The following is a 15,311-nucleotide window of genomic DNA, read 5'->3' on the forward strand; positions in this document are numbered from 1 at the left end:
GTTAGAAAGTTCGTTTCGGAATATTGTTTTCCGGTTTTCCCTCGAACCACAACTGGTTTTTGACCGGAGCGACCAACGCTCCAATCCGTTGCAGCAATTCGTCGGGGATGGTAAGCTGAAGCGCCCGGACATTCTGCTCAAGCTGCTTTTGGGTGTTCATCCCAATAATCGTTGTGGCAATAACCGGATGATCGACGGCGAACCGCAAAGCAACATCGCTCAGTTCCAAACCGAATTCACGACACAGGGAAAGCAATCTAGGCTGCAGATCTTTCACGGCCTGCGGAGAGCTTTGCCAGACCGGAATCGGGGCGTCCGACAGAATCCGCTGCATCAGCGGTGCGGCATTGAGCAATCCGAACCCTTTTTCGAGCGACAACGGCACCAGCTCTTCGTTAATTTCGTCGGCCAGCAATGTGTAGTGCCCCCACGACAAAACCGTATCGACCTCAACCTCGCGGGCCACTTTCGCCAGATACCGTACGGGCAAACCCGAAAAACCGACGTAGCGCGCCTTGCCCATTTCTTTAATTTTCAGAGCCGCCGGAATGGCTTCGTTAATAACCTGATCATGATCGCCAAACTCGATGTCGTGCACCGTCAGCAGATCAACATAATCGGTTTGCAGGCGTCCGAGCGATTCGTCGATGCTGCGCATGATCCGGTCGTACGAAAAATCGAAAACGCCATTGCCATAACGTCCGCCTTTCGTTGCCAGAAAGACCGCGTTTCGTTTGGTTTTCAGGGCATTACCCAGCCGGGTTTCGGCCAGGGTGTCGCCGTAAAACGGGGCGACATCGAAGAAATTGATGCCGTGATCGATGGCGGCATGAACCGCCCGGGTGCCTTCTTCCTCATTGGTTTCGTCAAATACATTGCCCAGGGGCGACGCTCCGAAACTCAGGAGCGAGACATTCATGTTGGTTTTACCCAATTTGCGATATTCCATTTCTTCTGGTCGAAAACCGTATGATCCAAAGGTATGCATACGGCTAGATAATTGTCTAAGTAAGTTCGGCGAGCGGTTTTTCTACTTTGACCATTTGGCAACAAACCGCTTATTCCGCCGTTTAAACCGGATAAGGACCGATTTTAACCAATTGATTAAACTTTTTGGTTAATTTCTTGTTTGTTAGTTTTAGGTATTCTACTTTTGGACCGTTAATCAACACCACTATGAATTGTCTCCTCGTATCCACCGAAGAAAAAATCAAGGAAGCGGCCAAGGCGGTTTTCCTTGAAAAAGGCTTTGATGGGACCACCACGCGCGATATTGCCAAGGCGGCCGGGATCAATAGTGCCCTGATGAACTATTATTTTCGTAGTAAAGAGAAGCTCTTTCAATTTATTTTCAATGACCTGTGTTCGTTCATGTTCCAGGGAATGCTCGACGTTGTTAATCAGCCGATTAGTCTGCGCGAAAAAATTTCGAGACTGATTGATCACCAGTTTCAGATGATGATGCAGAACCCGAATCTGACGATTTTCATCATGAATGAATTGCACCGGAATCCGGAGCGACTTTACGCCACTGTTGGTATGGCCAAGAAGATACCGGAATCCATTTTTCACCAGCAGATCGACGAGGCCATTGCGCAGGGAACGATTACCCACATCAATTCACAGCACATCATGACCATGATCGTTGCCAATATCCAGTTTCTTTTCGTCTCCAAACCGATGACCATGCTGGCGAATGGGCTGGATGAAGCCGGTTTTAAAGCCTTTGCCACCCAACACATCGAATACGTCAAGGAAATGATCTGCGATTATCTTTTTAAACCGGAAACCGCCACCTGATATTTTTTTACCCTTGATTTAATCAATTGATTAAATCAAACAATTTAATCGTTTGAAAATCCAATTTATACAACCGCACGCATGAAACGCACTCATTGGTATCTCTTCATGATACTGACACTTACGCACACACTCGCTCAGGCTCAGGAGCTTACCCTGGAACAACTCCTCAATAAAGCGCTTGCCAGCAACCTGAATGTTCAATCGGCAAAATTTGACGAAACCAAAACAGAGGCTCGAATTGCCGAAGTAAAAGCCGGCGCCCGGCCATCCGTTAATCTCTCAGGCGACTACAAACGGTATTTGAAAATTCCCGGACAGGTTGTGCCAGCTTCAGCTTTCGGTGGCCCTGAAGGCTCGTATCAGGTGCTGGCATTTGGACTTCCGTACAATTTTTCGACATCGGTACAGGCTTCGCAGGCACTCTACAATCCATCGGTGATGATTGGGTTAAAAGCCGCCAAAACCAGTCGCGAACTGTCGGCGCTGCAAACCCGGCAGGTGAAAGAAGACGTTGCCTACAATGTTTCGGCCACGTATTACAACCTTCAGACGACGGCCCAGCAAATGGCTTTCCTGCGCCGGAACATCGTCTCGTCCAACCGGCTGATTCAGATTACCGATTTGCTGCGGCAAAACCAACTGGCGAAAGGCGTGGATGTGGACCGGCTGCGTCTGAGCAAAACCGCATCCGAAACGCAGATCGAGTCGTTGCAGGCGACGTATAACCAACTCCTGAATCTGCTGAAATTCCTGAGCGGCATTCCGCAAAGTGAGTCGCTACAGGTGCAAACCGTCATCGACGAAACCATTCCCGTGGTTTCCTTCGACGCTCCGGCCATTAACCGTACGGATCTGCTGGTGCTCGACCGCCAGAAAGCACTTAACGGTCTTGATTTACAGAATATTAAAGCCGGATTTCTACCTACGCTGTCAGCTTACGGTGTTGCGAACAGCACGGTTTTTGCCATCGGCGGGGAGCAGTCGTACCTCAAAAATGTGCCGGGTTACTGGGTGGGTCTGCAACTGAACTGGAACGTGTTCGACGGTTTGGCCCGGAAAGCCAAAGTGACTCAGAAACGACTCGACAATCAGAAACTCGATACGCAGCTTCAGCAAACCCGCGAGTCGATCACGATGGACATCACGAATGCGCAAAACAAACTGCTCGTCGAACAGCGGAACCTGGCGACCAACCGCGCCCAGGTGGCACTGGCCGAAAAAATTTACACCCAAACCCAACTCCAGTTTAAAGAAGGCACCGTCGACGTCAGTGAGGTCATCCAGACGGAAGACGAATTACGCAAAGCGCAAAACAATTACCTCAACACCCTGGTGACGTTCCGCACCGCCGAACTCGACTGGAAAAAAGCCACCGGAAATCTCGTCATCAATCAATAACACAACCTGTAAACACCATGAAACGCATTGTTACAGTACTCGCCATTATTTCCACGCTGGGCCTGACCGCCTGGACCCTGCTCGACAACAAAAAAGCTGTTGAAGCCAAAGTGTACAAACCGGATGCCGACCAGAAAGTGGGCGTGCGTACGGCCACGGCTGAATTCCGGAATCTCTCGGAAGAAACCCAGTTTTTGGGTTCGTTCTCACCCAACCGCGAAATCGAAATCCGGCCCCAGGCAGGTGGTCAGATTCTTCAGTTACCGTTTGAAGAAGGCCAATTTGTGGGCACCAACCACCTGATTGCCAAGCTGGACGACGAACAACTGCGGTATCAGGTCGAAGCCCTGCAAGTGACGCTGGAAGGCTACCAGAATGACGTTCGGCGGTATGACGCGCTGGTGAAAGGCGACGCTACCCCCGCCGTCAATCTCGAACGTGCCCAGTTGAACATTCGGGCCACTGAAGCGCAGATCAAACAGCTCAAAAAACAGATTGCCAACACCACCGTAACCGCGCCTTTTTCGGGAATTGTAACTCAAAAAATGGTTGAAAAGGGGTCGGTCGTCTCGGTTGGGTCGCCAATTGCCAAAATCACGGATATTTCCTCGCTGAAACTGGTCGTCGATGTGCCGGAAAAAGCCATCAATCAGTTCCGCGTCGGCCAGTCGCTTCCCATCCAGACGGAGGTTTATCCCAATATCCGCTTTACGGGCCGCATTTCGATGATCGGCGCTGAAGGGGATGCCGCCCACAATTATCCGGTTCAGATTACGGTAAACAACTCCACCGCCAACCCGCTGAAAGCCGGGATGTACGGTTCCATTGCCAATCTGAACACCCTGAAAACGAAAACATTAGCGGTTCCGCGCCAGGCCATTTTGGGATCAGCCAAGCAGCCGCAACTCTACGTGGTTGAAAACGGTAAAGCCATCCTCAAACCGGTCGAAATCGGCGCAACGACCAACCAGTACTACGAAATCACGAAAGGGCTGAACCCCGGTGATCAGGTGGTCACCAGCGGCCAGATCAACCTCCAGAACGGCACCTTAGTTACTGCGCAATGAGATCCAATGAGTGAATGATAGAATGAGTGAATAAAAACTCGATTCTGCACCATTTCTCTTATTCACTCATTCTATCATTCACTCAAAATTTCAGTCCAATGAATTTCTTCGAAACCATCATCAAACGTCCCTCGATGATTATCGTGCTGTTTGCGATATTGACCATCGGCGGTTTTTTCTCCTACCGGATGCTGAGTTATGAGTTGTTACCGGAATTTTCGGTACCGGTCATCACCATCACCACGGTTTATCCGGGCGCGGCTCCCTCGGAAGTTGAAACGGAAGTCAGTAAAAAAATTGAGGACGCCGTTTCCGGCCTCGACAACCTCGACGACGTGAAATCCAAATCGCTCGAAAATGCGTCGGTCGTCATTGTCCAGTTCAAACCGGGCACCGACATCGATGCGGCACTCGAAGACGCTCAGCGCGCCATCAACAAAATGGTGAGCGATTTGCCCGACGATGCCGAAACGCCGTCGATGTCGAAAATTTCGCCCAGCGATCAGCCGATCATGCAGTTGCTGGCGACTTCCACCCTGCCGAACGAAGTGTTTTACCAAAAGGTCGAAGACGAATACCTGCCGGTGATTCAGCAGATTAAAGGCGTGGCCGACATCACGATGGTTGGGGGCGACAAGCGCGAAATCCGGGTGAACGTCGACGACGACAAACTGAACTACTACGGTTTATCGCTGCTGCAGGTCACGCAGGCCATCAACCAGGCCAACATGGATTTTCCGACGGGAAAGGTGAAAAGTACCTCGGAAAACATGACGTTGCGGCTGGCGGGCAAATTTACCTCGCTGGATGACATCCGCAAACTCGTGATCGTAACGCCCCCAAATGGCAGCCCGATTCGCGTGGGCGACGTCGCCAATGTAACCGACGGTTTAACTGAATCGACCAGCATAAGCCGCTACAACGGGCAGGACGGCATTGGGTTGTTCATCAAGAAACAATCCGACGCCAACGCCGTCGAAATCAGTCGGCTGGTTCAGGAAAAACTGGCCCGGATCGAGAAAGAAAGCGCCAAAGACAAGGTTCATTTTGCGATTGCCTACGACAGCAGCGTGTTTACGCTCGAATCCGTCGAAGCCGTCACGCACGATCTGATTCTGGCGATTGGGCTCGTGGGTGTCGTGATGCTGCTCTTTCTGCACAGCTTCCGGAATGCGTTCATCGTCATGGTCTCGGTTCCGGCTTCGCTGATTTCGGCGTTCCTGTTCATGTTCGTCATGGGCTATTCGCTCAACCTGATGACGCTCCTGGCGTTGTCGCTAGTGATCGGGATTCTGGTCGACGACTCCATTGTGGTCCTGGAAAACATTCAGCGACACCTCGAAATGGGCAAAAACCGCTGGCAGGCCACGCTCGACGGGATGAAAGAAATCGGTTTTGCCGCCGTTGCCATTACGCTCGTGATTGTGGTGGTTTTTGTGCCGATTACGTTTGTGGATTCCGTCATCGCCGATCTGCTGCGCCAATTCTCGCTGACAGTTGCGTTTGCTACAATGGTCAGTTTGCTGGCGAGTTTCACGCTGACACCCTGGCTGACTTCGCGGCTGGCCAAGCTCGAACACCTGAATCCCAGAAATCCGTTCCAGGCTTTTCTAATCTGGTTTGAAAAAGGGCTTACCGGTTTAACCAAGTGGTATCACGGTCGGCTGGAGTGGGTATTGAGTCACAAGCTGGTCTTTACCGGCATGCTGATCGCGCTCTTCGTTTTCACGGGCTGGGTGATGAGTCTGGGAATCATCGGTTCGCAATTCGTGGCACAGGGTGATCAGGGCAAGTTTCTGCTGACCATGAAAGTCGACAAAAGCGCGTCGCTGCAACACAACAACCTGACCACCCGGCAGATTGAAACGTATCTCCGGAAAAAACCGGAAGTCCGTTCCATTTTCGCAAACGTCGGCGGAGCCAGCACCGGGATGAACAGCACGGGACAGGGCGAAACCAACCGCACGGAATTAACCATTCAGTTGGCCGAAGCCGCCGAGCGGCCCGGTCATCAGCCCACGGAAAGCTACATGATTGCGCTCCGGAAAGAACTGGAACAGCATTTTCCGGCCATCGAATTCAACTCGTCGGTTGTCGGGATGGTCAACTCCGGTTCAGCCCCAATCGAGATTTTCCTCAGTGGCGACAACCTGGATCAGATTCTGGCAGCCGCCAACGACCTGGCCAACCGCATCCGTAAAACGCCCGGCGCCAACGACGTGAACGTGTCGATTGAGTCGGGAAACCCGGAAGTTCGGGTTGAAATCGACCGCGAGAAAATGGCCAAATTGGGATTAAACATCCAAACCGTGGGTGGCACATTGCAAAATGCGTTTGCTGGTAACGACGATTCCAAATTTCGCGATGGCGGTGAAGATTACGACATTCGTGTGATGCTCGACGCTTTCGACCGCAAAAACCCGGACGATGTTCGCAGCATCAATTTCTACAGCCCAACGGCGCAGCGCTCGGTTCGTCTGGCAGAATTTGCGAACGTAAACCTGAGCAATGGCCCCTCACTGCTCGAGCGGAAAGACCGCCGGTCGTCCGTGACGGTAACGGCCAACGTGCTGGGCACCGGTTCGGGAACGCTGACCGCTGCGATTCAGGCCGATCTGGTGAAAAACCCGCTGCCCGCGGGCGTATCGCTCACCTGGGGTGGAGATGCCAAGAACCAGAGTGAAGGCTTCGGTTCGCTCGGCATTGCCATGCTGGCCGCTTTGATGCTGGTTTATTTCATCATGGTGTTGCTCTACGACAGTTTCATTTACCCCTTCGTGGTGTTGTTCTCGGTGCCGGTGGCCGTTATTGGTGCATTGCTGGCGCTCGCGCTAAGCTCTTCGGATGTCGGAATTTTCGCCATGCTCGGGATGCTGATGCTGATTGGTCTGGTGGTCAAAAACGCCATTCTGATCGTTGACTTCGCGAATCAGCAGAAGGAAAAAGGCGTTCCCTTCCGGGCGGCCATCCTCCACGCCGGTGAAGAACGGCTGCGCCCGATTCTGATGACGACCATCGCCATGGTGATTGGGATGATTCCGATTGCAATCGCCAAAGGTGCGGGTGCCGAGTGGAAAAACTCCCTCGCCTGGGTGTTGATCGGCGGACTGACCAGTTCGATGATCCTGACGGTTTTTCTGGTTCCGATGGTCTATTACCTCGTCGACCGCACGAAGGAATGGTTTACCCAGCGTTTCCGCAAAACCAAAGTCGCCGAAGAAGTAGCCGAAACCGTCGTCTATTGATTCGACTCCCTGAATCAAAAACCGGAGCGCTTCCTGTGCTCCGGTTCTTATTCATTTTTTCAAAAACAGAAACCCCATTGCCATGACAACGCAACAGATTAACAATAGCCTCCAGAAACTCTTTGAAAATCTGGGGATCAGTTTGAGTGCGCTCACCGACGAAGCCGATTTTACGAAAGATCTGGGTTTGGACTCCCTGGATATTACGGACCTGCTGCTGCAGGTCGAGATCAATTTCGGCATTCGGATTCCGGACGAAGACTGGTGGATGCTGAAAACCATCGGCCAGTTGAAAGCTTATCTCGTTACCGAAACGCTTTCGGGCGTCGGTCAGCCTCAGTGACCACTTCTGGTAAACGTATATAGATATTCGTTGAAAATGAAAATAGTCTCATTTTCGAATTTCTACCGGTGTCAGCGAACTGCGTAAAATACCGGTTTGCTGGCACCAACCCTTCCGAATTACTGTTTCTAAAATTGGGGTGACGGTCAACTTCGATTCTTCCCCTACCCATTGAAATGGAGACTATGATTACAGAACTACCACACACGACCAAACGGGGTGTTTCCATCAAACTATCCTTTCGGCCCTTTATAAATTACCTCCAAAACCAGCAGAAAAACTGTCAGGCCACCAACCGGTTGGGCGACATGTATACGTACATGACTGACCAGTTTACGCCCACGTTCGGAATCGAGCCGCTGGAGGAATTGTACGACAAAGATCGTTTGTCCATGCTTTTTCAAATGGCGACGGTAGCGGTTTTTCCGCTGGCCCACACCAACCGCGAAATTTCGTACGCCTTTGGTTTGCCTTTTCCGATGACGTTGTTTCACCAGTCCGACGAATTTGGTCGTTTACGCGACGAATACCCCAGCCTGTTATCAGACATTCGAGCTCAAATCGGGGAAGAAGATCAGCAGCGGTTTTGGTACCGTCTGATTCTGGAAAGATACTACGGTGTGCAGTCATTTAATGGCAAAACCGCTTCGTTTCGCTTTCAGCAGACCGCCAACGGCTTAACCAAGTATTTTCGGATCAAAATCAACACCACCTTTATTGAGCGCAGCCCAGCCGATTCGTTCAGATTCGAACCCAAATTACCGGACTTACAATCAGCCTGGATTGATTTCGCCAAAGGCGGTCGACTGCCGAATAAAAATACCGGTGGGCTTACCCTGAGCGATTTCCGTTTTGAGGGGTTTGCTTTTTTTATCGTGGAAGACATCACGGAAGCCGAAACCGTCCACCAGTTGCAGGCGGTTTTTTCGCGTCTGCATTCCGACACCGAACCCGAGATTTACCGCCGTTTCGAAACCGCCTTACGCAACCTTGTCGGGCAGCCCGATCTACAACTGAGCATCGTTCCGTTTCAGCAGGTTAACGGGTATTTTGTGCATCAGGAAGAGATGAGCGCCCGCAGTGTTTTTCTCCGGCATTCCGGCAAGGTTGTCGATGGGTATAAAGACCCGCACGCTCAGAAAACCGTTCAGGAATTGATCAAAAATCCGGTACCACGTCTGTTTCCCGGTTTGGTTGGTCTTCCTGAAATGGGTCAGAAAATGCTCTATCAGAACGGTTTTCGCAGTTTTTTGTGGTATCCGATCGTGAACGGCGATGAAGCACTGGGGATTCTGGAAATGGCGAGCCCGCAACCGGATGCCTTCGACGAAGGCTTACTTCCTAAAATTGAGCAGGTGATTCCGCTGGTACAGGAATTATTACGGTATCAACTGCGGCAGTTCAACCAGAATTTGGAGCAGTTGATCAAACAGAAATTCACGTCCCTCCAGCCATCGGTCGAATGGAAGTTTAACGAGGTGGCCTGGGAATATTTGCGACTGGGCAAAAAAGAGTCTTTCAACAGCCCGGCCACGCAGGTGCGGTTTCCGCAGGTTTACCCGGTTTATGGCGCAATCGATATCCGCAATTCGTCAAACGAACGCTACAAAGCCGTTCGGCAGGATTTTTCCAACCAACTGGCCGCCCTCCAGCAATTGTTGAAACAGGCCGATTTACCCAACGAACTGGCCACACCGGAGCAGCTCATCGCTACGGCCAGTGCCTGGCAAAGTAAGCTAACCGAAGACCTGAATCCGGAAGACGAACTGAATATCAGTGACTTTCTGGCGCTGGAAGTCAATCCGTATTTCGAACACCTGCGGCTGCATTATCCGGATCTGGAAACCGCTATCCAGCATTATTTCGGGCAGACAAACCCCACAAACGGCCAGTTTAACCGATCGCTGCAAGTGTATGAACGGAGCGTCGAATGGCTCAACACGGCGGTAAATACGTTCATCGAAAACGAGGAAAAGCAGCTCCAGGCCGTTTATCCGCATTATTTTGAACGTTACCGAACCGACGGAATGGAATACACAATCTACATCGGACAGTCCATTTCGCCCCAAAAACCGTTCGAGCCCGACTACCTCCGGCTGTTATTTAAGTGGCAATTGAACTCGATGGTGGAAATGGCCCGGCTGACGCACCTGCTGCTCCCCCGCCTGCCGTTACCGCTGCAAACCACCCAGTTGATTCTGGCGCACGGGCAAGCGGTCGACATCAGCTTTCGGCAGGACGAGCACCGGTTCGACGTGGAAGGTTCTTACAGCATTCGCTACGAAGTGCTAAAAAAACGGATCGACAAGGCACTGATTGCGGGAACGCAGGAGCGACTGACCCAACCCGACACCATTGCCCTCGTTTACACAAATACCCGGGAAATCGTTGATTATCTTCCCTTTATCACCGAATTACAGAAACAAAACAAACTCACTTCCGACATCGAATACCTCGATCTGGAACCGTTGCAAGGCGTTGCCCGATTGAAAGCCCTTCGCTTACGCCTTGATTATTCGTCGGAACAGGATTAAAAATCGCTGGATAATTCCCGTTAAATCAAGGCTAACGGTTTATGGTAATCGTACCATTTAGCACCGGTTTTCTAAATCTGCCTTTTACCCTGCTAACCCGGAGATCTCCGGGGTTAGCAGGGTATTTTTATTTTCTTTTTCCGCCAATTTTTCCCGTCCTGCTCCTCCCCGACCAATCCGGTTTTCGTTCAGGTCTCCTGAGCACAAACGTTCGAAAAACCCGCTCCGATTTTTTTCTGAGCAGTGCTAATCCGTTTTTGTCCAACAAACGTATGTATGGCTACTCAACACATTACCAAAGCCTTACGTAACTAGATGTTTGAATTTAGTTACTATTCAAATTTGGAGGAATCCATTATTTGAGAAAGAATTTTTGTGTATGGCCAAATTACAATATTCTGACATTCAAATACTTACCTGAACACCATAAATTAATTCAACCTTAACCAACAAAAAAATTTAATAAATTATGAAAAAAAGTATATTTGCCTGATTATGTTTGATTTTAGTCCTGAATCGGTTGCGCTAAGCTGGTAAAAACACCTCATGACGGTTTTTATCAAACATTCAGGAAATTGATTTTTCCCCTGCGAGATCCCCTGCGTTTCAACGATGGTTTCAATCCGCCATCTGAGAATCAAGTTTCAGTATTTTTTTAGCGAGATTTTGTAAAAACCAATCGGTTTGCTGAATCAATTTATTCGGTAAGAAATACAACCATTCTGAATCATCCTATCCAGGCTACCCGTTAGCGTTTTTTATCCTTTATTCACGTTTAACCATAAGCACTATGGCCATTTTTCCTATCTTTTTAGGACGGCTCAGGCAATTCATTCTGAGCTGTGCCCTGCTGCTGCTGAGCATCGGCAGTTTTGCCTCGAGTCACCGGGAAGCCCCGCTCATCTCCAGCGATCCGCTGGCCGACAACACGGACGTTTACGCATTTAAAAGTCCCGACGATGAAAATACCATCACGATCATCGCGAATTACATTCCGTTTGAATTGCCGGAGGGCGGACCCAATTATTACAGTTTCGGCCCGAACATCCGCTACGAGATCCACATTAAAAACAAAACCACCACGCCGGAAGACGACATTACGTACCGGTTTACGTTTACCAACAGCAACGACGACGGGACAACCTTTTTCAACATCCGCCTGAATCAGCAAAACCTGAAAACCGTTTATCGGTGTGAGAAAAGCGTGAACGGCGGCCGAACCTGGACCACCATCGTCGGCAACGGAAAAGTACCACCGGCCAACATCGGTCCCCGTTCCATCGAAGGCGGAGTCGGGCTGGGCGCTCCTTCCTACAACTCGCTGATCGAACAGGCGATTGCTACGGCCTCGTCGGGCGAAAAAGTATTCTGCGGCCCCGCCGACGACCCCTTCTTTGTCGATCTGGCCGGGGCATTCGACCTCGGAAATTTCCGGCCTGAAGGCAATAAAATCAATGCACCTAAAGATGGGCTCGCCCGCTACAACGTGCACAGCATTGCCCTGAAAATTCCGGTTAATCTGTTGCAGAAAGACGGAAAAAGCGTCGGTCAGGCGGCTAACATCCTCGACCCGGATTTTGTGATCGGCGTCTGGGCATCGGCCAGCCGTCGGCAGATCAAAAGCATTAACGCCGGGGGTGATGTGGGTTACGACGGCGGCTGGGTGCAGGTGTCCCGGCTGGGGATGCCGCTGACCAACGAAGCCGTCATTCCCATCGGCATGAAAGATAAATGGAACGCCATGACGCCCTACGGCGGGAACGATCTCCAGTTTGCGGCCAATTTTACCAACCCCGAACTGGCTCTTTACATGGATGATTCCAAATTCGGTGGAGCGGTTCCTTCATTAAAAGCGCTGCGGATTCAGTCGAAGTCGCTGGGAAGCTTTGACTTCCGGAACGGAAAACCGGGCCTGTTCGGCTTGAAAGGAAATGCTGCGCTCGACGGAACCGCGCTGGCCGAAAACGCATTCGGAGCGGTTTTACTGCCCAACAACGCCAGCCCCCGCGCCGTCGATCTGCTGCCGATCTTCTACACCGGTGTGCCCAACCTGCGGCCCTACCAACTCGCAACGGGGAAAAACGGCAATCCCCTGGCGGCCGGAAAACCGTTCATCAACAACTTCCTGCCGACCCTGGGCGACATGCTGCGGCTGAACATGGCCGTTCCGGCAACGCCCCGTAACCACGCCAAGTTCAGCTCCCTCGGTTTGGTCGGTGCCGCCGTGATGGGGTTGACTGATCCGATGTACACCAATGCCAATCTTCAGTTCATTCCAAACATGGACGGTTTTCCGAACGGTCGCCGGTTGGAAGATGACGTGACCACAATTGAATTGCAGGCCGTTGGTGGGGTGGTACTGGCCGCAATCGGTTTGTGGTATGACGACTTTATTCCGGGAACCAGCCCCAGCCCGGTAACGCCCAATCTGGGAAGCGTGCTGGGTTTTACCGCCGGTGTCACCAAAAACGATACGACCCTGAAGGCATCGTTCCCGTACGTGCAGACGCCGTGGAGAGGCTTTAACTACACCAAAGTGACCAAATTCTAAGCCAGATCAATCGGATAAACCATGAAAAAGATACTTACCCTTTTGCTGCTGGCAGTTCTGTTTTACCTGCCTTCCGGCCAGTTAATGGCCTCGAGCCACCGCGAAGCTCCGCTGATTTCGACCGATCCGCTGGCGGATAATACCGATGTCTACGCGTTCAAAAGTCCGACCGATGCGGAAAAGATCGTATTGATCGCCAACTACATCCCGTTTGAAGACCCGGCAGGTGGACCTAACTGGTATACGTTCGGCGAAAATATCCGGTACGAAATTCACGTCGACAACAATACCGCAACGCCCGGCGACGACATCACGTACCGGTTTACGTTCAAAATCGTCAATGAAGACCCGACCACGTTTTTCAACATCCGGCTGGGCAAGCAAAACCAGAAAACCACGTACACCTGCGAACGTAGTACGAACGGCGGGGCAAGCTGGACCACCGTTGTCACCGACGGTGTGGTGCCCCCCGCGAACATCGGCCCCCGTTCCATCGAAAACGCCACGGTTGGCCTGGGTGCGCCATCGTACAATGCGCTGGCGAAACAGGCCATTACGATGAGTTCGACCGGCGAACGGATTTTCTGCGGCCCCATCGATGATCCCTTCTTTGTCGATCTGGGCGGGGTGTTCGACGTTGGCAACTTCCGGACAATGGGTCGGGATGGTTTGGCCCGGTTTAATGTTCACACCATCGCCATTGAAGTCCCCGTTTCGACCTTGCAGAAAAGCAAAAAAACCGTAGCGATGGCCGCTACTATTCTTGATCCGGATTACGTGATCGGCGTCTGGGCGTCGTCGAGTCGGCGGCAGATCAAAACCATCAATTCGGGTGGTGACGTAGGCTACGACGGTGGCTGGGTGCAGGTGTCCCGGCTGGGGATGCCGCTGACCAACGAAGCCGTCATTCCCATCGGCATGAAAGATAAATGGAACGCCATGACGCCCTACGGCGGGAACGATTTGCAATTCGCGGCCAACTTTACCAACCCTGAGCTCGCCCTCTACATGGATGATTCCAAATTTGGTGGAGCGGTTCCGGGCCTTTCGGCACTTCGGATTCAGTCAAAATCGCTGGGAAGCTTTGACTTCCGGAACGGAAAACCGGGCCTGTTCGGCTTGAAAGGAAATGCTGCGCTCGACGGAACCGCGCTGGCCGAAAACGCATTCGGAGCGGTTTTACTGCCCAACAACGCCAGCCCCCGCGCCGTCGATCTGCTGCCGATCTTCTACACCGGTGTGCCCAACCTGCGGCCCTACCAACTCGCAACGGGGAAAAACGGCAATCCCCTGGCGGCCGGAAAACCGTTCATCAACAACTTCCTGCCGACCCTGGGCGACATGCTGCGGCTGAACATGGCCGTTCCGGCAACGCCCCGTAACCACGCCAAGTTCAGCTCCCTCGGTTTGGTCGGTGCCGCCGTGATGGGGTTGACTGATCCGATGTACACCAATGCCAATCTTCAGTTCATTCCAAACATGGACGGTTTTCCGAACGGTCGCCGGTTGGAAGATGACGTGACCACAATTGAATTGCAGGCCGTTGGTGGGGTGGTACTGGCCGCAATCGGTTTGTGGTATGACGACTTTATTCCGGGAACCAGCCCCAGCCCGGTAACGCCCAATCTGGGAAGCGTGCTGGGTTTTACCGCCGGTGTCACCAAAAACGATACGACGTTCAAAAGCGCGTTTCCGTTTGTTCAGGATCCCTGGCGCGGTTTCATTGGCAGTGGTTACGAACCGAATCAACCATTGGCCGTTAAGGTCCAAAGTTATAATTGCGCCAATGGTGACATTACCTTCGCGCGTGTCGGGGGCGATCCGGCTAAAACCGTCGAATTCAGCGCAGCGGGCGTTGTCAACGGGGTTTATGGAACCAGCGTGAACCGCCAGATCGAGTTTGGTGTACGGAATGATCCGAACAACAGTACCATTACGATCAATGGCCGTTACGTGGGAGAGCCCGCTTCAATGGTATCGTATGTCTTTAACTTCCGCGCGTACTGTGCGCCCGCCCGTCTCTCCGCCGAGGCCGATCAGTTGTCGGTACGGGTGTTGGGCAATCCGACGAGTAAAAGTGAAGTGGTGGTGGAAGTGACTGGTGTTTCGGGTCAATCGCTGCATCTGTCGGTGATCAACAGCCAGGGCCAGCAGTTTGGCGAACACGCCATTCCGGTTGCCACTTCGGTTGAGCGCCGGACGCTGCGGTTGGGCCAGCAAACCGGGGTTTATTTCCTGGAAGTCAAAACGCCAACGGATCGTCAGATCATCAAATTACTGCGACAATAAGTCTTTGCAGCCAACCGGAGGTGGATGAGTTCATCCACCTCCGGTTTTTTCCGAAACCAACGATTCCCTATCCTCCGCTTG

Annotated in this window: 9 protein-coding genes; 8 read left to right on the plus strand and 1 reads right to left on the minus strand. The window is 51.9% G+C overall.

The window, feature by feature from the left end:
- Nucleotide 1: 1 nt before the first annotated feature.
- Complete coding sequence (locus tag EHT25_RS22370) at nucleotides 2-949, minus strand: aldo/keto reductase (RefSeq protein WP_124877394.1); 948 nt, start codon at nucleotides 947-949, stop codon at nucleotides 2-4.
- A 227-nt stretch (nucleotides 950-1,176) separates the two neighbouring features.
- Between EHT25_RS22370 and EHT25_RS22375 the strand changes: the two genes are divergently transcribed.
- The 8 genes from EHT25_RS22375 (at nucleotide 1,177) to EHT25_RS22415 (ending at nucleotide 15,230) form a co-directional block, all read left to right on the plus strand.
- On the plus strand, nucleotides 1,177-1,800 hold the full coding sequence (locus EHT25_RS22375; RefSeq protein ID WP_124877395.1) for a TetR/AcrR family transcriptional regulator: 624 nt from the start codon (nucleotides 1,177-1,179) through the stop codon (nucleotides 1,798-1,800).
- An 81-nt stretch (nucleotides 1,801-1,881) separates the two neighbouring features.
- The gene (locus EHT25_RS22380) at nucleotides 1,882-3,201 is read left to right on the plus strand and encodes a TolC family protein (RefSeq protein WP_124877396.1); all 1,320 of its coding nucleotides are present in this window, start codon (nucleotides 1,882-1,884) and stop codon (nucleotides 3,199-3,201) included.
- 17 nt (nucleotides 3,202-3,218) lie between these two features.
- A complete protein-coding gene (locus EHT25_RS22385; RefSeq protein WP_124877397.1) occupies nucleotides 3,219-4,268 on the plus strand; it encodes an efflux RND transporter periplasmic adaptor subunit in 1,050 nt (349 codons plus the stop codon).
- Between the two features lie 98 nt (nucleotides 4,269-4,366).
- A complete protein-coding gene (locus EHT25_RS22390; protein ID WP_124877398.1) occupies nucleotides 4,367-7,513 on the plus strand; it encodes an efflux RND transporter permease subunit in 3,147 nt (1,048 codons plus the stop codon).
- 82 nt (nucleotides 7,514-7,595) lie between these two features.
- On the plus strand, nucleotides 7,596-7,856 hold the full coding sequence (locus EHT25_RS22395; RefSeq protein WP_124877399.1) for an acyl carrier protein: 261 nt from the start codon (nucleotides 7,596-7,598) through the stop codon (nucleotides 7,854-7,856).
- Between the two features lie 185 nt (nucleotides 7,857-8,041).
- Complete coding sequence (locus EHT25_RS22400; RefSeq protein WP_124877400.1) at nucleotides 8,042-10,390, plus strand: hypothetical protein; 2,349 nt, start codon at nucleotides 8,042-8,044, stop codon at nucleotides 10,388-10,390.
- 790 nt (nucleotides 10,391-11,180) lie between these two features.
- Nucleotides 11,181-12,941 carry a DUF4331 domain-containing protein gene (locus EHT25_RS22410; RefSeq protein WP_124877401.1) on the plus strand — a complete coding sequence of 587 codons (1,761 nt, stop codon included), beginning with the start codon at nucleotides 11,181-11,183 and terminating at the stop codon, nucleotides 12,939-12,941.
- A gap of 21 nt (nucleotides 12,942-12,962) precedes the next feature.
- A complete protein-coding gene (locus tag EHT25_RS22415; RefSeq protein WP_124877402.1) occupies nucleotides 12,963-15,230 on the plus strand; it encodes a DUF4331 family protein in 2,268 nt (755 codons plus the stop codon).
- The last annotated feature ends 81 nt before the right edge of the window (nucleotides 15,231-15,311 follow it).

It is taken from the genome of Larkinella rosea, from assembly GCF_003858635.1.
Classification (GTDB): Bacteria; Bacteroidota; Bacteroidia; order Cytophagales; family Spirosomataceae; genus Larkinella; species Larkinella rosea.